An 18,996-nucleotide genomic window follows, 5' to 3' on the forward strand; every position below is an offset into this window, starting at 1 on the left:
CCCCGGCCCGGCCGGCCGGCTGCGGCTCAGCGCATCCAGCCGAGGCTGTCTTCGGTGCGCCGGGTCGAGGGTGTGTATTCGGCGCTGATCCAGCCGTCATAGCCGCTGGCGTCGATGGCGGCGAACAGCTGCTGGAAATCCACAGGCCCGGTGCCCGGTTCGCAGCGCCCCGGTGCGGCGCCGATCTGCACATGGGCGGCGTGGCGGCCGAAAATCTCCCAGACCTTGACCGCATCGCCGTGGATCATCTGGGCATGGTAGGCGTCATATTGCAGACCGACATTGGGACGGTTCACTTCCTCCAGCACTGCCATCGCCAAATTATAGTCATCCAGGAAATAGCCGGGCTGATCGCCGCTGTTCAAAGGTTCGATGGTGAACTGCTGTTCCGGCGCCCGGTCGGCAGCCCATTGCAGGTTCTGCACGAAGGTGCGCTGCGCCGCAGCATCTTTGGTATAACCTGCCATCACATGGATCTTGCCGGCCTTCAGCACCTCGGCATAGCGCAGCACCCGGCGGATGTCGCGCTGGAACCGGTCGACGCCCTCGGGGAGGGCTGCATAACCGGGCATGCCGCCAGTATAATTGGGCGGCGGCGCGTTGATCAGCAGCAGATCCAGCCCGTAGGTCAGCAAGGCGCGCTGGGTCTCCTTGGCCGCAAGCTCATAAGGATAAAGGATTTCCACCGCCTCGAACCCTGCCGCCGCAGCGGCCTGGAACCGGTCGGGATAGGGCAGCTCGGCAAACAGCATCGAGATGTTGGCTGCGAATCTGGGCATCGGTTTACTCCTGGCTTCACGGAGGTTTATCCCGCGCAAAACCGTAAGGCCAAGAGATAGAAAACGACGCATTGTCGCTTTCCCGCAAGAGCTGAGGCCGCGATCGGGATGCCGCTGCCGGAAACCGGCATGTTTCCGCCGGATTTCCCAAAGATAGCAGCCTTCTTGATGAGCCCCGGGCGCCTGGCCGGCAGGGTTTCCTGCGGCAGAGGTGCGGCTGCCGACCTGGCCGCCGGTGAGTCTGCTGCAATGGTTTGAACGGGAAGCTCCCGCCCGGGCGGGAACGGAACGCGGCCGCCGCGGGGCGGGCGGATGCCTGCCTGCGCCGCCTACGCGGCAGGCAGAACAGACGTTTAATCCGGATCGAGTTCCGCAGACGGGATCAGCGGGAAGAATGCGCCGCCGGACCAGACGCCGAACCAGCCATCTTTGTGGACGCCCAGCTCCGCCAGCCGGTAGAAGCTTTTACGGTCGATCAAGGCCTCCAGCCCGGCCCGCACCATGACATAGGGAGAGGGCTCGCCGCTTTCGCCATCGCGCTCGACGCGGATCGGGTGCTCCGGCCCCGCCGCGGCGGTGTCGCCGATATTGCTGGTGAAGGTGACCAGCTGATCACGCCCCGCGCCTTCAACATCGAAATCCACCGCAACAAATGGCGCGTCCTCGACGGCGATGCCAACCTTTTCAGCCGGGGTTACCAGGTAATATTTTCCCGCCTCCAGTTTCAGGATCGAGGCGAACAGCCTGACCAGCTCAAACCGGGTGAACGGCGTGCCAAGGTAATACCAGCTGCCGTCGCGGGCGATGCGGATGTCCAGGTCGCCGCTGAACGGCGGATTCCACAGGTGGACAGGCGGCAAACCTTTGCCCTTGGCGGCCGTTTTGGCCGCCGCGGCGATGCCGTCTGCATCGGGTGTCACAGCTTTTTGTCCGCTCATTGCTTTTGCCATTTCCAGTCAGCACGATAGAGTAACAGCATATATCCGGGAAACGAGGAATGTCATGCCTGAAACGGACGATCTGCTGGCCGGCATCGAAGCGCTGGACGCCAAGCTGCAACAGGCGCGCGCGTCGATCACCAAGCGCTTTATCGGACAGGAACGGGTGGTGGACCTCACCCTCTCGGTGCTGTTGTGCGGCGGCCACGGGCTGCTGATCGGCCTGCCCGGGCTGGGCAAGACCCGGCTGGTGGAGACGCTGAGCACGGTGATGGGGCTGGATGGCAGCCGGATCCAGTTCACCCCGGACCTGATGCCCGCCGATATTCTGGGCTCCGAGGTGCTGGACACCGCCGCCGACGGCCACCGGTCGTTCCGGTTTGTGCCGGGGCCGGTGTTCTGCCAGCTGCTGATGGCGGATGAGATCAACCGCGCCAGCCCGCGCACCCAGTCGGCGCTGCTGCAGGCGATGCAGGAGCGGATGGTGACGGTGGCGGGCGAGGACCGGCCCTTGGGGGCGCCGTTCCACGTGCTGGCGACCCAGAACCCGATCGAGCAGGAAGGCACCTATCCGCTGCCGGAGGCGCAGCTGGACCGGTTCCTGCTGCAGATCGATGTGAATTATCCCGACCGCGCGACCGAGCGGGATATCCTGCTGGCCACCACCGGGGCCGAGGAAGCCGAGGCCTATCAGGTGTTTACCGCTGCCGATCTGATTGCGGCGCAGACCCTTTTGCGGCGGATGCCGGTGGGGGAATCGGTGGTGGAGATGATCCTGGATCTGGTGCGCGCCTTCCGTCCCGAAGAACCCGGCGTGTCCGACCATGTGGCGCAGACGGTGGCCTGGGGGCCGGGGCCGCGCGCCGCACAGGCGCTGATGCTGGCGGTCCGGGCACGGGCGCTGCTGCAGGGGCGGCTGGCGCCCAATGCCGAGGACGTGCTGGACATGGCGCAGCCGGTGCTGAGCCACCGGATGCAGCTGAACTTTGCGGCGCGGGCGCGCGGTGACAGCCTGGCCGCCCTGATCGCGGAAACCGCAGCGGATCTGGCCCGGAGCGGGGCCGCCGCGTGACCAGGCCCGCCACCTCTCAGGCTGCAACCGGATTGCGGCACCGGGCCGAGGCCGCGGCCAGCGCCCTGCCGCCCCTGCTGGTGCAGGCGCGGCATCTGGCCGGGTCCGTCCTGATGGGCGAGCATGGCCGCCGCCGCGCGGGCACCGGGGATGATTTCTGGCAGTACCGGCCGGCGCAGGCCGGCGATAGCCGCCGGATGATCGACCACCGGCGTTCGGCGATGGGCGATGTGCAATATGTGCGCGAGCGGGAATGGCAGATTTCCCAGACGGTGCATCTGTGGGTCGATACCGGCGCCTCGATGCGGTTTTCCTCGACGGCGAAACTGCCGCAGAAGATCGACCGCGCCCGGTTGCTGGCGCTGGCGGCCTCGGTGCTGATGGTGCAGGGCGGCGAGCGGGTCGGGCTGACCGGCGGCAGCCTGCCGCCCCGGCGCGGCAATGTGCAGATCCTGCGGCTGGCCGAAGCGCTTTCGGACGACGCCGAGCAGGATTACGCGCCGCCCAACGACCGGGCGCTGATCCCGCATGCCCGCGCGTTGTTCATATCGGACTTCCTGGGGCCGTCCGCGCCGATGGAACAGGCGCTGTCCAAGGCCGCCGCGCGCGGCGTGCGCGGGGTGCTGTTGCAGGTGCTGGACCCGGCAGAGGAAGCTTTTCCGTTCTCGGGGCGCACCCTGTTTCAGAGCATCAATGGCGGTGTCACACATGAAACATTGAAGGCCTCGGCGCTGCAGGACCGCTATCTGGACCGGCTGGCAGAGCGCCGCACCGTGCTGGAGCGCCTGTGCCGCGAGGCCGGCTGGCGGTTCGGCCAGCATCACACGGGCGACACGGCGCAGAATGCGCTGATGTGGCTCTATCACGCGTTGGAGCGGACCGCGCCATGACAATGATTGCAGGCATCGGCTTTACCGCGCCCTGGCTGTTGCTGGGGCTGTTGGCCTTGCCGGTGCTGTGGCTGCTGCTGCGGGCGGTGCCGCCGGCGCCGAAACGGCAGCCGTTTCCGGCGGTGACGCTGCTGCTGGGCCTGAAGGACGACGAAAGCCTGTCCGACCGCACGCCGTGGTGGCTGTTGCTGCTCAGGATGCTGGCGGTGGCGGCGGCGGTCATCGGGCTGGCGGGGCCGGTGCTGAACCCCTCGGCCGAAGAACCCGGCGGCCGCGGGCCGCTGCTGATCGTGATGGATGCCAGCTGGGGCGGGGCTGCGGGCTGGGCGCAGACCAGTGCCCAGGCCGCGGCGCAGCTGGAGGAGGCGGGCCGCGCCGGACGCCCGGTGGCGGTGCTGCGGCTGAGCGCGCCGGAAGTGTTGCAATTCCGCGCTGCCAGCGACTGGCAGCGGCAGCTGGCCGGGCTGGCGCCCCTGCCCTGGCAGCCGGGACCGGATCAGCTGCAGCAGGCCCTGGCTGCGATCAGCGGGGCTGAGGGCGGGTTTGACTCCATCTGGTTCAGCGACGGGCTGGCGTATCCGGGCCGCAGCGGGCTGATCGAAGCCCTGAGCCGCCGCGGCGGCATCGAAGTTTATGAGCAGCCGCTGCCGGTGCTGGGGCTGCTTCCCGCCAGCTATTCCGGCGGCGCGATCAAACTGACGGTGCAGCGCAGCCGCGGCGGGCCGGCCCAGGAGATTTCGGTGGTCGCGCAGGGCAAGGATCCGGGCGGCACCGCCCGCAGCCTGGCGGCGCTGCCGCTGCGGTTTGCGGATGGCGCCCGCAGCGCCACCGCCGAGCTGTCGCTGCCGGCCGAGCTGCGCGCGCGGCTGTCGCGGTTCGAAATCCGCGATGTGAAATCCGCAGGCGCGGTGGCGCTGACCGATGACAGCTTGCGCCGCCGCGAGGTGGCGCTGGTCTCCTCAGCCAGCGAGGATGAGGCGCTGGCGCTGCTGTCGCCGCTGCATTACCTGCGCCAGGCGCTGGCGCCCTCGGCCGAGCTGCTGGAGGGGGCGCTGGCGGATCTGCTGCCTGCGAACCCGGATGTGATCGTGCTGGCGGATGTGGCGCGGCTGGCGCCAGCGCAGGAAGAGGCGGTGATCCAATGGGTGGAAAACGGCGGTCTTTTGTTGCGCTTTGCCGGGCCGCGGCTGGCCGCCAGCGACACGGCCCGCAGCGGCGAGGAACCCCTGATGCCGGTGCGGCTGCGCATTGGCGGCCGCAGCATTGGCGGCGCGATGAGCTGGGGCGAACCGAAGACACTGGCGCCGTTTGCCGAAACCTCGCCGTTTTACGGGCTGGAGGTGCCGGGCGAGGTCTCGGTCAGCTCGCAGGTGGTGGCGCAGCCCGATCCGCAACTGGCGGACCGGGTGATTGCCGAATTGGGTGACGGCACGCCGCTGGTCACCCGCAAGACGCTGGGCCAGGGCCAGGTGGTGCTGTTTCACGTGACCGCCAATGCGGAATGGAGCAGCCTGCCGCTGTCCGGCCTGTTTGTGTCGATGCTGGAGCGGCTGGCGGTGTCCTCCTCTGCCGCCGCGCCCAAGGCCGAGGACCTGGAGGGCACAACCTGGACCCCGGTTGAAGTGCTGGACGGCTTTGGCCGGCTGGAAGCGGCGGAAACGCTGCCGGGCGTCAAAGGCCCGGATCTGGTGGCGGCGCCCGCCGGGCCGGAGCTGCGCCCCGGTGTTTATGACGGCGGGCGCCGGATGCTGGCCCGCAACGTGCTGCGCCCGGGCGATGAGCTGCAGGCGGCGCGCTGGCCTGCCTCGGTTGCAGTCAGCAGCTATGACTCGCCGCAGGAGCTGCCGCTGGGCGGCGCGCTTCTGACGCTGGCGCTGCTGCTGCTGGCGGCGGATGTGCTGGGCACGCTGGCTCTCTCCGGCCTGCTGGGCCGGGCCCGGACTGCGGCGCTGGCGGCGGCACTGGCGCTGGCGGCATCCGCCGCGCCGCAGCCGCTGCGGGCGCAGGACGCAGCGGCGCCTGAGGATTTCAGGGCAGCGGAGCTGGCCTCGGAGCTGGTGCTGGCGCATGTGCTGACCGGCGAGCGGGAGGTGGACCGCATTGCGGCGGCCGGCCTGCGCGGATTGTCCGAGACGCTGTTCTTCCGCACCTCGGTCGAGCCTGCCGCCCCGGCGGGCGTCGATCTGGAGCGCGATGAGCTGGTGTTTTATCCGCTTCTGTACTGGCCGGTGACGCGGGATCAGCCGCTGCCCTCCTCCGCGGCTTACCGCAAGTTGAACGCATATCTGCGCGCGGGCGGCATGATCCTGTTCGACACCCGGGATGCGGATCTGGCGGTCTCCGGCGCCACCAGCCCGGCATCGCGGCGGCTGCAGCAGATTGCCCTGCCGCTGGACGTGCCGCCGCTGGAAGTGCTGCCGGAAGATCATGTGCTGACGCGCGCTTTCTACCTGCTGCAGGCCTTTCCCGGGCGCCACAGCCGCGGCCCGGTCTGGGTCGAGGCGGCGCCGCCCGGCGCGGAACAGGCCGAGGGCATCCCGTTCCGCAATCTCAACGACGGGGTGACGCCGGTGGTGATCGGCGGCAATGACTGGGCGGCGGCCTGGGCGGTGGACGGCAACGGGCGGCCCTTGCTGCCGGTCGGGCGCGGCTATGCCGGCGAGCGGCAGCGCGAACTGGCGTTCCGGTTCGGCGTCAATCTGGTGATGCATGTGCTGACCGGCAATTACAAATCCGACCAGGTGCATGTGCCGGCCCTGCTGGACCGGCTCGGGCAATAGGGGAACGCGATGACACAGACGATCCTGTTTGATCCGCTGGTGCCCTGGCCGGTGATCTGGACCGCGGGCGCCATTACCCTGGCGGCGCTGGTGCTGGGCCTGTGGAAGGGGCTGTCAGGCTGGGCGCTGCGGGCGCTGGCGGCGCTGGTTTTATTGGCCGCCCTGGCCGGCCCGGTGCATCAAAGCGAGGACCGCGCGCCGCTCAGCGATATCGTGATTGTGGCCGAGGACCAGACCGCCAGCCAGCAGCTGCGCGGCCGTCCGGAGCAGACGGCGCGCGCGCGGACCCAGCTGAAGGCGGCATTGGCAGCCCGGGCAGGCACCGAGGTGCGCTGGATCACTGTTCCGGACAGCGCAGGCGACGCGGGCACCCGCCTGCTGGCGGCGATCGCGCAGGCGCTGGCGGATGAGCCGCGGGCGCGGGTGGCCGGTGTGATCGCCTTGTCCGACGGCCAGGTGCATGACGCGGGCCAGACGCTGAACCTGCCTGCGCCGATGCATCTGCTGCTGACCGGCCGCGCGGACGACTGGGACCGCCGCCTGATCGTGAAAAACGCCCCCGGCTTTGCCATCATCGGCGAGCCGGTGAAGCTGACGCTGCGGATCGAGGATCAGGGCGCGGCGCCGGCTGAGGGCGGTTTTGCCGATCTGGACATCTCGGTCGGCGGCGACGCGCCGCAGCGCTTTACCCTGCCGGTGGGCGTCGATTTCGAGCTGCCGATGGTGCTGCAGCACGGCGGCCGCAATGTGATCCGGTTCAGCCTGCCCGAGGAGCCGGGCGAGCTGACGGCGCGCAACAACACGGCGCTGGTGCAGATCAACGGGGTCCGCGACCGGCTGCGGGTGCTGCTGGTCTCGGGCGAGCCGCATGCCGGCGGGCGCACCTGGCGCAATCTGCTGAAATCCGACAGCGCCGTGGATCTGGTGCATTTCACCATCCTGCGGCCGCCCGAAAAGCAAGACGGGGTGCCGGTGGAGGAGCTGTCGCTGATCGCCTTCCCGACCCGCGAGCTGTTTCTGGAGAAGATCGAGGATTTCGACCTGATCATATTCGACCGCTACAAGCGCCGCGGCATCCTGCCGGCGGTCTATCTGGACAATGTGGCCAATTACGCTTTGGGCGGCGGTGCGGTGCTGGTGGCGGCGGGGCCGGATTTTGCCAGCGCCGACAGCATCTACCGCTCGCCGCTGTCGCTGATCCTGCCCGCCGAACCCTCGGCGCGGGTGCTGGAAGAGGCCTACCGCCCGGAAGTGACCGAGCTGGGCAAGCAGCATCCGGTGACCTCGGGGCTGGAGGGGGCGGCGGATTGGGGCCGCTGGCTGCGCCAGATTGAGCTGCGCCGCCCCGAAGGCCATGTGCTGATGAACGGTGCGGGCGGGCGGCCGCTCTTGGTGCTGAACCGGGTCGGCGAGGGCCGGGTGGCGCTTTTGGCCTCGGATCACGCCTGGCTGTGGAGCCGCGGCTATGAGGGCGGCGGGCCGCAGCTGGAGCTGCTGCGCCGCCTGGCCCATTGGATGATGAAGGAACCCGAGCTGGAGGAAGAAGCGCTGTGGGCCGAGGCCTCGGGCCAGCGGATGCGGATCCTGCGCCGCACCCTGGCCGGGCAGGCCGGGCCGGTGACGGTGACCAACCCGGATGGCTCCACCGTAGAGCTGGCGCTGCGCCAGACCGCGCCGGGCCAGTGGGAGGCCCGCTATCAAGGGCCGGAAGCGGGGCTTTACCGGCTGGAAGAAGGCGGCGAGACGGCGGTGGCCGGGCTGGGGCCAGCGGCACCGAAGGAATTCGAGGAAACCATTGCCACCGGCGCTGTGCTGGCGCCGGTGCTGGAGCCCTTGCGCGGCGGCGTGCTGCGGCTGGAGCAGGGGATGCCGTCCTTGCGCAATGTGCGGGCCGGGCGCCCGGCAGCGGGGCGCGGCTGGATCGGCCTGACGCCGCGCGCCGCTTATGAAACCCTGTCGGTCAGCCAGGGACCGCTGCTGCCCGGCTGGCTGGCGCTGCTGATGGCCTCCTTCTTCATCGTCGCGGGCTGGCTGCGCGAAGGCCGCCGCTAAGGCCGCGCCAAGGAGGCGCTCCCGCCCGCCGCCAGCGCCTTGAAAGGCACTGCTCCGGTTGGGCCAAGCGCCGCGCCAAAGGCGCGGCGCCGGTCGCTTCGGGCAGAGCCCGAAGCGAAACAGCTCATGCCCGGCAATGCCCCGCAACAACCGATCCGCCGCATCGATCGATCCGCCCCGTCAATCGATCCGCAAATCAACCCGGTCCGAGCGGCCTGCACCATCGATAATCACCAGCGAGGAAAAACCGGGGCCCGGGCTGGGCACCGGGAACTCACGCTGTCTTTGCCCGGCAAGCACCGGCCGCCCATTCGCCAGCACCAGGAATGGCGCGGTGCCGCCGCGCAGTTTCAGAGTGAGGCTGCCGCTGTCCAGCGCCAGCCGGGCGCCGTCGGGCGGGAAGATCAGCTCCGGCGCATCTGCCGGCGCCGAGAACACCGCATCGCGGGGACGGAAGCGCTGCAGCGGCTGCGGCAATTCGGCAGAGCTGACGATCAGCGTGGCGGGCGGCGGCGGCGGCAGCGGCTCCAGCACGGGTTTCAGACGCCCGAAGGCCTCAAACAGCACAGGTGCCGCCAGATCGCCGCCGAAGATCCCCGGTACCGGGGTGCCGTCGGCGCGGCCCATCCAGACGCCGACCGTATGACGCCCGTCCCAGCCGATCGCCCAGGCGTCGCGGTGGCCATAGGAGGTGCCGGTCTTATAGGCAATGGTGCCGCGGCGCGCGCCCGCAGGCACCGGCAGGCCGCGCAGGATGTCGCCAACCTGCCAGGCGGCCTCGGGCGAGATCAGGCGGCCTGCGGGCTGCGGGGCCGCGCCCTGAACCATCCGCAGCCTTGGCCCCTGCCCGCCTGCCGCCAGCCCGGCGTAGAGCTGCACCATGTCCTGCAGGCTGATGCCGACGCCGCCAAGCGACAGCGCCAGACCGGGGGCGCCGCCGGGCAGCTCCGGCGCCGCGCCGCCTGCGCGCAGGGACGCCATCAGCCGCGCCGGGCCCAGCTCCTGCGTCAGCTTCACCACGGGGATGTTGAGCGATTGCTGCAGCGCCTCGCGCACGCGGATGTCGCCGCGGAATGCGCCATCGAAATTCTGCGGTGCATAGCCTGCGAAATCGGCCGGGCCGTCGTGGATCAGGGTTTCGGGATGCGCCAGGCCCTGGTCGAAGGCCAGCCCGTAGACCAGCGGTTTCAAGGTGGAGCCGGGGGAGCGGATCGCCTGGGTCATGTCGACAAAGCCGCGCCTTTGCGCATCGGCATAGCCGGGCGAGCCGACCAGCGCCAGCACCTCGCCGGTCTGGTGGTCGGCGGCGATCAGCGCGGCAGAGAGGCGTTCACCGCCCGCACGGACCGCCTCTGCTGCCAGATGCTGCATCTGCGCCTGGATCTGCCGGTCGATGGTCAGGCGGATCTGCCGCTGGCCCGGTTGCGCGGCCTTTACCCGGTCGGCCAGATGCGGCGCCAGCCGCGGGAAGGCGGCCATGCGGTGCGGCAGCGGGGTTTGGCGGGCGGTCCTTGCCTGTTCCTCTGTCAGAATGCCCTGCCGCTGCATCCGCGCCAGCACCCGGTCGCGGGCCTTGCTTGCGGCTTCGGGGAAGCGGTCGGGGCGGCGGCGTTCGGGGCTCTGCGGCAGGGCGACCAGCAGCGCGGCTTCGGCCGGGGTCAGCCGGCCCGGCTCCTTGCCGAACCAGCTGTAGGCGGCCGCGCGGATGCCCTCGGCCGCGCCGCCATAGGGGGCGTGGGTCAAGTAAAGCGTCAGGATCTGGTCCTTGCTGAGACGGCGTTCCAGCGCCAGCGCCATCCGCATCTGGCGCAGCTTGCCTGCCCATCGGCCGGTGGTGCCGTCCTCCAGGAGGCGCGCCACCTGCATGGTGAGGGTGGAGCCGCCGGAGACCGCGCGGGTGTTCCACAGCGCCTGGCCCGCGGCGCGGAGGAGGGCGATAGGATCGACGCCGGCGTGGGAATGAAACCGCTTATCCTCGTAGCGCAGCAGCATCTCGAGGAAGCGCGGGTCGACTTCGGCGGGCTGGACGGCGAGGCGCCGGAGGCCGGTTCCCACCGGGTAGGCGCGCAGCAGTTTGCCGTTCCGGTCGAGGACTTCAGTGGAGGTTTCCGCGAGGGTGAGGGGGAGGTTCGTGTTGTCGATCCACGTGTCGAAGATGCGGCAGGCTGTAAAGACTATAACAAACAGGACCGCTAAAGTAGCGGTGTACCATTTCCACCTTTTGCCTGGCCGCAGGCCGGGCAGCGCCCGTCCCGCCCCCCACGGGGCGGGCGCTTCGCTTCCCACCCCGCCGGGCCGGGCGCTGCCCTCCGTTCTTTTCTTCCAGCGCTTCACTTCACGACCACACGCCCCGTTGCGCTGCGCGCGCGGTAGGCAGGGCGGTACATGTCCTCGACCGAAGCCGCCGGGTGGTGGAACACGCCGGGCGTGACCGCGCGGACCACATAGGCCAGCGTCACCGGTGCGGCGTCGCGCACATTCACCGCCGCCAGAAAGCGGTCGCTGCGGAACTCGGCGTGTTCGGCCTTGGCCGGGTTCAGCCAGTCGAGGTCGCGCAGATCGCCGGAGCGCAGGAGGTTCGGGTTGTCGATCTCAAATCCCGCGGGCAGCGGGTCGTTGATCATCAGCCTCGCACCGGTCTTTTCATGCGGCTTCACCCGCAGGACCGCCACGAAGCGCGCGCCGGCGCGGACAGACCCGGCCTCCAGCGGCTGGCCCTCCAGCGTGTAGTAGCTGCGCTCGATGGTGTAGCCATAGCCGCCCGCGGCGGGCGGCACCTGCGGCACGCCGAGCGTGGTCAGGGTGATCTCCGCGGTGCGGCCATTGGCGGCGGTCAGGGCCAGCTCCGGCATGTCCTGCCCGTCTGCGGCCTGCACGAACGGGCCCTGGACGGGCTGGCCGTTCACCAGCAGGCCGGAGTCTTCGGGCCGCTGGCTCAGCGCGTGGGCGGCCATCAGGGTCCAGACCGCCTCTTGCGTGGACCGGGTGCCGCTGGCGCCCGAGAGCCGCGCGGACAGGCTGACCCGGTCCACGGCCTCTGATCCCGCCTCTGCGGCTAGGGCCAGAACCCCGGCGGTATCGCGCAGGGCGGTGCCGAAATCAGCGCGCCACAGGCGGCTGTCCTCATGGCCGGCATTGCCGATCATCTGCGCGGCGCGGGCGAACATTGCGTCCGCCCGCCGCTGGTCGCCATAGGCCGCGAGCGCGGCCCCCAGCTGGGCGGCGGCAAGCGGGGTGGCAAAGGCCTCGCCCTTCACATCGGCGTAATAGCGCAGGTCGCCCATCCGGGCCGCCCCTTCGCGGGCCAGCACCAGAAGGGCATAGGCGATCTCCCCGCCGCCCCTGTCGAAGTCGGGGGCGTAGTTGATGCGGTTGCGCAGGTTGTCCATCGCCTGGGCAAAGGCCTGCTGCGGCACCTCATACCCCTGCGCGCGGGCGCGGCTGAGGAAGTCGCTGGCATAGGCATCGAGCCAGAACTCGCCGCTGCCGGCGCGCCACATCCCGAAGGCGCCGCTGGGGGCCTGGCGGGTCAGCACCTTGCGGATCGCTGCGTTGATGCGGGCGTCCACCGCCGGGCCATCGCCCAGCCCCGCCGCCTGGGCCACGCTGCTGAGGTACAACAGCGGCAGCGCCTTGGAGGCGACCTGTTCGGTGCAGCCGTAGGGGTACTGGTCCAGCTCTGCCAAAAGGCCCGGCACGTCGAACTTGGCCAGCGGGCCGGAGGAGATTGCGGCCCGCGCGGTGCCCGGGAGGAGGCCGGTGAAGACGTCCTTGCTGAACAGGAAGGTGTCGCCGCCTGCCAGGGTGAAGCGGCGGGTTTGCGAGACCACGGGATCATTGGCGCGGACCGGCAGCCGCAGGTCCTGGCGCAGTTGCTGCCCGTCCGGGGTGGTCAGGGTGAGGGTCAGTTCATGGTCGCCGGCGCCTTGTGCCGTTACTGGCAATTCCAGCACAGCTTTGCCCTGCTCTGCCAGGGTGACGGAGGCGGGCAGGCTGCCCAGGGTCAGGCCGCCTGCGGTGCTGGCGCTGAGCTTCATTTCACCAGCGGCGCCGCCGGCATGCACGATCTCGATCCTGGCGCGGCTTTCATCACCCGGCGCCAGGAAGCGCGGCAGGGAGGCGGTGACCACCACCGGGTCGCGCAACAGCATGTCGGCCTCGGCCTGTCCTACGGCTTTGCCCGACCAGGCCACCGCCATCAGCCGCACGGTGCCGTTGAAGGCGGGCAGCGTCATCGGGAATTCGGCCTCGCCATTCGCGTCCGCTTTCAGCGGGCCGGAGAACAGAGCCACCAGATCCTGCGTCGGCGGCGGCGATTGCATCTTGAGACCGCTGACCGCATCACCGCCGGAGCGGATGCGGCCCATGGCGCCGTTGCCGGGGTCGATCAGGCGGCCATAGACGTCGCGCAGCTCCATTCCCAGGCGGCGCTGGCCGTAGTAATGCGCGCTGGGGTCGGGGCTGGTGAAGCCGGTGAGATTGAGGATGCCAAGGTCGACGGCGGCGACCGTCAGCCAGACATCCTCGCCCTTGTCAGCGCCATCCACGCGGAGTTTCGCGACCTGAGTGCCGCGCGGCCGGGCCACGTCGGGCACCTCGATGGCGACCTCCAGCTGCTGGCCGGGCTGAGTGATGCCGGCATGCGCCAAACCAAGGGCGCGCAGCGGGGTGCGGCCCTGCTTGCCCGCAACCGGCTGGATCACCGTCGCGGTCACATAGGCGCCGCTGCCCCAGTCCTGCGTCACCTCCAGCGGGATCACGGTTTCGCCGGCGGGGACTTCGACGGCCATCCGGTGGATCAGGCGGTCCGAGACCACCGAGATCAGTGCGGTGCCTGCGGCCTGCGGCACAATGCGCAGGCGGGCGGTGCTGCCGGGCGCATAGCTTTCGCGGTCCAGCGACAGCTCCAGCCTTGCCGGGGTTTCGGTGCTGCCCTCAGGCGCGTACCAGCCGGCGTAGAAGTCGAAGGCGGCTGAGGCATAGGCGCCGTCGAGGCGCTCCACCACCAGCTCGTAACGGCCCCAATCGACGGGCTGCGACAGCGGCAGCGGGTCGCGGCCCAGCTGCGCCTCGCCAGTGGCGACCCGGCTGCGGCGGGTGACCGGCTCCCAGTTCCAGTTGCCGTAAAGCTGATACCACTGATAGCGGGTCTCGACCCGGTTCAGGGTCCATTTCACCCGCATCGGCATCGGCGTCAGCTCCGGCGACAGGGCGATGAGTTCAAAGCCGGCCTCGGACCCTTCCGCCGCGACCTCCGCAAACAGCGGCTTGATGCCAAGCACGGGACCGGCAGGGCGGACCGGCAGCTCCAAAGTGCGCTCCACCGGGCGGGCGGCGCCGTCAGCGACGCGGGTGGCAAGGGTGGCCGACAGCGGTTTGCCCTCCGCCGGGGGGACGGCGGGGAGGCTGGCCGCAAAGACGGCACGGCCATCGGGGCCGGTTTCCTGACCGCCGAAATACCCGGTCTGGGCAGAGGAAACCTCGTCATAGCGGCCGAAGCGGAAGCCGGGCCATTGGTCCAGCGTGCTGGCGGCGGTGAGGCGGATGTCTCCGTCCACCTTGAGCCCCGCGCCGGGTGCGCCGAACAGGTAATCTGCTTGCAGCGCGATCTGCGCGGCGCCGCCGGGCTGGAGGCTGCCGGCATTGGCGACCTCCAGCGCGAAATCTATACGCTCGGGCAGGAAATCCTCAACCAGGATCTGGCGGCTGGCGAGCGCGGGCGCCTTGAGGTCGCTCCTGATCTCGATCCGCCAGGTGCCGCGCGGCGCGGCGGGGCCGGTGGCCAGGGCAAAGACATGCCCGCCCTTGCGGTCCGCCGCAGAGGTCTGGCGGCTGTATTCCACCCCATCGGGACGCAGCAGGATCGCGGTGAGCGGCAGGCCCTCGACGGCTTGCGCCCTGGCGTCGCGGGCCAGTGCGGTCACATGCACGGTTTCACCTGCCCGGAAGGCGCCGCGGGTGGTGGCGAGGAACACATCCACCGGCCCCGGCGCCGGGCGGCCGGCAACGCCGCGGTCGGAGAGGTCGAAGGCGGCGTCATTCAGCGGCAGGAAGGTGAAATCCCCCTGCCCCGCCTGCGCGGTGATCAGCGCCGGCGCCGCGCTGCCGGAGCCGCGGGTCAGGCCCGGGGCGAAATGCACATAGCCGCTGGCGTCGCTGGTTTCCGTCGCCAGCACCTCGTTGGCGCTGGAAATCAGGCTGACCTTGGCATCCGCCTGCGGTTTGGCATCTGCCAGCCCCTGCACCTGCACATGCAGACCGTCGCTGCCGGACATGGTGCTGAGGCCGAGACCGGTCAGCACAAACCATTGCGTGGCACCGGCGTCATCATAGGGATCGGCGCCCGGCACCCGCGCGGTGAGGGCGTAGAGACCCGGTTTCTGTCCTGTCAGCGCCTCGTCCAGCGGCAGGCGGCTGGTCATTGCCTGATTGAGCACGGTGTCCACCCCGGCGCTGCCCTGCCAGATTTCCTCGGCAATATCTGCGGCGAAATGCTTATCCTCCCATTGCGACAGCGGCCGGGCGAAATAGCCCTCCTGCAGGGTGCGCAGGACGTTGCGGCTGCTGACCCGGCGCAGGTGCAGGTCCAGTTCCGTGAGGTTCACCGTCTCCACCGGCAACGCGGCCGCGCCGCCGGCCGGCAGCACATAGGCGCGGCCCGGGAAACGGACCTTGGGCGCGCGGTCGCGGACATAATGTGTCAGCTCCACATCTTTATAGAGCTGCTCGCCGCTGGCCGAAGGCAGACCGCGGCGCAGGGTCAGCTGGTAGCGCTTGCCATGCTCCGCCCCGTCAAAGCACAGCTGGCGGCCGGATGCGGTGACCGCCAGGCTGCTGCTGCCCAAACGCACATAGTTTTCGTAATCGGTTCCGGCCTGTTCCAGATCTTCGGAGAATTCGGCGCAGATGCGGGGCGCGGCACTGTCGCTTTCAACCGTGGAACCGGTGACGCGGAAGCCGTATTTGCGGATCGCATATTGAATCAGATCGGCATTTTCCTTGAGCGGAATGATCTCGTCGGCCAGGCGCAGCAGCGGCAGCATCCCGCGGCCGCGGCCAAGCGCCTCCGCCGCTTTTGCAGCCTGACGAAGGGCCTGTGCCTGATCCGCCGGGGCCGCCGCCCGCAAGTAGCCATTGAGCGCCGCTGAATGAGCCTCCTGCCGGAAGCGGCGCTGCTGGGAGCGGTTGCCCGAGTCCTGGGCGGCCCGCAGCAAATAAGCCGAGAAGCGGGTCCAGTCCGCGGCGGAATCCGTCAGCACAACTGCCTGCCCCATCCAGCGCAGCGCCGCGAGCGGCTGCCCGGCGCGGAACAGCGAACGGGCTGCCGCGACCGCCTCGGCGGCATTGTCTGCGGTCAGCGGGTAGGCCAGGCCCAGCGACTCGGCAAACGCGGCGGCGCGCGGCAGATCCAGGCCCGGGATTGCCTCCAGCCGGCCTGCCCGCGCGGCGGCCTCTGCCGGAAGCGCGCCGGGGGCCGGCTGTTTCAGCGCCGAAAAGGCGCCCGCATAAGGGCTGGGCCGGTTCAGGGCGGATTTCGGGAAACAGGCATTTGCCTTTTGGTTGAACACAAAGCCGGCGCAATCCGCCTGGGCAGAACAGGCCCGCGCGCAGGCCTCCACGTCGGTCTCGAACAGCGGCTGCAGGTCCGAGCCGAAAAAATCGGTGTCGGCAAACGCCTTGTAGCGGAAATCAGGAACCGCCGGACCGGCCCAAGAAGCGGGCAGGAACGCAATAAAAGCAATAACATACAGCAAAACAGAAGCAAACAGACGCGGCATGGCACCCTCCAATATCGGGCGCAGGCTGGCACGGGTTTAACGTCATAGCAAGATTCACCCGCGTAACACGTAGGGGCAGCCCTGCTGTATCCTGCGTGCGGAATTGCTGCGCGCTGTTTGTGCTAATGTATTTCCGGAGTTCGCAGGGATGACCCTTGCCAGCAAATTAGCGGAAGAAAGACGGGCCCGGCTGGCCGCCGAGCGGCTGCTTGAGCTGAAGAAGGCTGAGCTGTCTGCTGCCAACCGCAAGCTGGGCCGGCATGCGCTGGCGCTGACCAAACAGATCGGGCAGACCCAGGCCGAAGTGGCCACCGTGCGCGACGAGAACGCCAAGGTGAAATCAGATCTCTCCACCGCGCATGAAAAGGTGGAGACTGCGGAGCGGCGGCTGTGGCATTCGATCCAGGCCTTTCAGGACGGGTTTGCCTTTTTTGATGCCGCCGGCAGCCTGATCGGGGCGAACACCGCCTACTTCAATATCTTTGACGGGCTGGAAGAGGTCGCGCCCGGCATCTCCTATCTGCGGATCCTGGAGCTTCTGACCGACGAGGGGCTGATCAATACCGGCGAGCTGAGCACCGGTGCCTGGCGTGAAATGATGAGTGAGCGCTGGCTCTCCCCCGCGCCCGATCCGGTGGTGATCCAGCTGTGGGATGAACGGTATTTGCGGCTGATCGATCAGCGCGGCCATGGCGGCGACATGGTGTCGCTGGCGCTCGATATCACCTCGACCGTGCACTATGAGAAGGAGCTCTGCGCCTCCCGCGCCCGCGCTGAAGCGGCCAACCGCGCCAAATCCGCCTTCCTTGCCAATATGAGCCACGAAATCCGCACCCCGATGAACGGGGTGGTGGGCATGGCGGAACTGCTGTCCGACACCGATCTGGATGAAGAACAGCGGCTTTACACCAGCACCATCAAGACCTCGGGCGAGGCGCTGCTGGTCATCATCAATGACGTGCTCGACTATTCCAAGATCGAGGCCGACAAGCTGGAGCTGCACCCCGAGCCCTTTGATCTGGAGCGCTGCCTGCATGAGGTGGTAATGCTGCTGCAGCCCGCCGCGCGGGACAAGGGGCTGGCACTGCTGGTGGATTACGACCTGTTCCTGCCCACCCGTTTTACCGGCGACCCGGGCCGCATCCGGCAGGTGCTGACAAATCTGGCAGGCAACGCGGTGAAATTCACCAGGGAGGGGAATGTGACCCTGCGGGTGACCGGCATCACATCGCCCGACGACAGGGAATGCGCGGTCCATGTCAACATCGAGGACACTGGCATCGGCATCCCGGAGGAGAAGGCCGGCCACATCTTCGGCGAGTTCAACCAGGTCGAGGATGAACGCAACCGCCAGTTCGAAGGCACCGGGCTGGGGCTGGCGATTTCCAAGCGGCTGATCGAGCTGATGGGCGGCGAAATCTGGGTCGACAGCGAGGAAGGCAAGGGCTCCTGCTTCGGCTTCCGCCTGCCGCTGCCCATTGACGGCCCAGCAGGACGGGATGTGCCGAAGCTGCCCGGCTCGCTGCGCCATGTGCTGCTGGCGGATGATTCGCCGCTCAACTGCGAGATCCTGCAGAAACACCTGCTGATGCTGGGCCTTCAGGTCACCACTGCGGAAACCGCGGCTGGCGCGCTGGCCGCGATGCACGGCGGCATTGATCTGGTCATCTGCGGCCATAATCCGCCCGGACTGGATGGCGTGCAGCTGACGAGGACCCTGAAATCCGAATCCTGGCACGGGGTGCCGGTGCTGATGCTGAATTCCGGTCCGCAGGGCGCCAATGACCCGGAAATCCGCCAGTTGGCGGACGGGGTGCTGCAAACCCCTGCCCCGCGCGACGAACTTTTCAACCAGCTGGCCAGGCTGGGGGCGGTTGCAGCCGGCGCCGGCTGCGCGGCACCGCTGCAGGACGCGCCGGCGGCAGACAGGGCGGCAGCACCGCAGGCAGATGCTGCGGCACCGCAGAGCGAACCGCCCGCCGGCCCGCGGCCCGAACTCCGCCGGATGCGGGTGCTGGCGGCAGAGGACAACAAGACCAATCAGCTGGTGTTCAGCAAAATGGTGAAAGAGCTGAACCTGGACCTGAAGTTTGCCGGCAACGGGCTGGAGGCGGTCGAAGCCTTCCAGACGTTCCGCCCGGATATGGTTTTCATGGACATTTCGATGCCGGTAATGGACGGCAAGGAAGCCACAGCCAGAATCCGCAGCATCGAGGCGGGCACCGGCGGCCATGTTCCGGTTGTGGCCCTGACCGCCCATGCGATGGCAGGCGATTCAGACGGAATTCTCGCGGCCGGGCTGGACCATTACCTGACCAAGCCGCTGCGCAAGGCGCTGATCCACGAAAAGATCCGCGCCTATGCGCCGAAGGGGACACAGCCCCTGGATCCGGACGGCCCGCCTGCCCCCGCTGCCGCCTGAGCATCTGAGGGGCTGAGCGTCTGAGCCGGCAGGTCTCTCCTGCCGCCATCACGCCAAGCCGGTCACTCTTCAAGCCGGTCACTCTTAAAGACGGAGCTGTTCCCGAGGCGCGCCTTGGCCTGCGCATTTGAGCCTTTGCACCTGGACCTTTGCACCTGGGCCATTGCACCAGTGCCTGGCCGGGGCCCGGTTTCCAGGCGCCGCCGGGATCCGGCGTTTCCGGATCTTGTCCCATCCGGCTGCAGCGGACGCCCTGTCCATCACCGGATCCGTTTCTATCGGCGC

9 protein-coding genes are annotated in these 18,996 nt (G+C 68.9%); 5 read left to right on the forward strand and 4 right to left on the reverse strand.

The window, feature by feature from the left end; all coding sequences use genetic code 11:
* Window positions 1-26 precede the first annotated feature (26 nt).
* Complete coding sequence (locus tag AC0KW6_RS09635) at window positions 27-779, reverse strand: hydroxypyruvate isomerase family protein (protein WP_323776453.1); 753 nt, start codon at window positions 777-779, stop codon at window positions 27-29.
* Between the two features lie 353 nt (window positions 780-1,132).
* Window positions 1,133-1,717, reverse strand: coding sequence for a DUF1285 domain-containing protein (locus AC0KW6_RS09640; RefSeq protein WP_474034790.1), 585 nt, complete (start codon window positions 1,715-1,717; stop codon window positions 1,133-1,135).
* A 64-nt stretch (window positions 1,718-1,781) separates the two neighbouring features.
* Here AC0KW6_RS09640 and AC0KW6_RS09645 point away from each other — a divergent pair, with 64 nt between their 5' ends.
* From AC0KW6_RS09645 to AC0KW6_RS09660, 4 genes are read left to right on the forward strand one after another with little or no spacing between them, the layout of a single operon-like run.
* Complete coding sequence (locus AC0KW6_RS09645) at window positions 1,782-2,789, forward strand: AAA family ATPase (protein WP_474034791.1); 1,008 nt, start codon at window positions 1,782-1,784, stop codon at window positions 2,787-2,789.
* A complete protein-coding gene (locus AC0KW6_RS09650; RefSeq protein ID WP_474034792.1) occupies window positions 2,786-3,679 on the forward strand; it encodes a DUF58 domain-containing protein in 894 nt (297 codons plus the stop codon). The genes AC0KW6_RS09645 and AC0KW6_RS09650 overlap by 4 nt, the downstream gene beginning before the upstream one ends.
* A complete protein-coding gene (locus AC0KW6_RS09655) occupies window positions 3,676-6,459 on the forward strand; it encodes a DUF4159 domain-containing protein (protein ID WP_474034793.1) in 2,784 nt (927 codons plus the stop codon). The genes AC0KW6_RS09650 and AC0KW6_RS09655 overlap by 4 nt, the downstream gene beginning before the upstream one ends.
* A gap of 9 nt (window positions 6,460-6,468) precedes the next feature.
* On the forward strand, window positions 6,469-8,511 hold the full coding sequence (locus AC0KW6_RS09660) for a hypothetical protein (RefSeq protein ID WP_474034794.1): 2,043 nt from the start codon (window positions 6,469-6,471) through the stop codon (window positions 8,509-8,511).
* Between the two features lie 180 nt (window positions 8,512-8,691).
* Here the strand turns inward: AC0KW6_RS09660 and pbpC are convergent, their stop codons facing one another.
* The gene (gene pbpC / locus AC0KW6_RS09665) at window positions 8,692-10,698 is read right to left on the reverse strand and encodes a penicillin-binding protein 1C (RefSeq protein ID WP_474034853.1); all 2,007 of its coding nucleotides are present in this window, start codon (window positions 10,696-10,698) and stop codon (window positions 8,692-8,694) included.
* A 143-nt stretch (window positions 10,699-10,841) separates the two neighbouring features.
* Window positions 10,842-16,289 carry an alpha-2-macroglobulin family protein gene (locus tag AC0KW6_RS09670; protein ID WP_474034795.1) on the reverse strand — a complete coding sequence of 1,816 codons (5,448 nt, stop codon included), beginning with the start codon at window positions 16,287-16,289 and terminating at the stop codon, window positions 10,842-10,844.
* A gap of 148 nt (window positions 16,290-16,437) precedes the next feature.
* Between AC0KW6_RS09670 and AC0KW6_RS09675 the strand changes: the two genes are divergently transcribed.
* Window positions 16,438-18,711 carry a response regulator gene (locus AC0KW6_RS09675; protein ID WP_474034796.1) on the forward strand — a complete coding sequence of 758 codons (2,274 nt, stop codon included), beginning with the start codon at window positions 16,438-16,440 and terminating at the stop codon, window positions 18,709-18,711.
* Window positions 18,712-18,996 lie beyond the last annotated feature (285 nt).

This window comes from Leisingera sp. SA215, assembly GCF_055902035.1.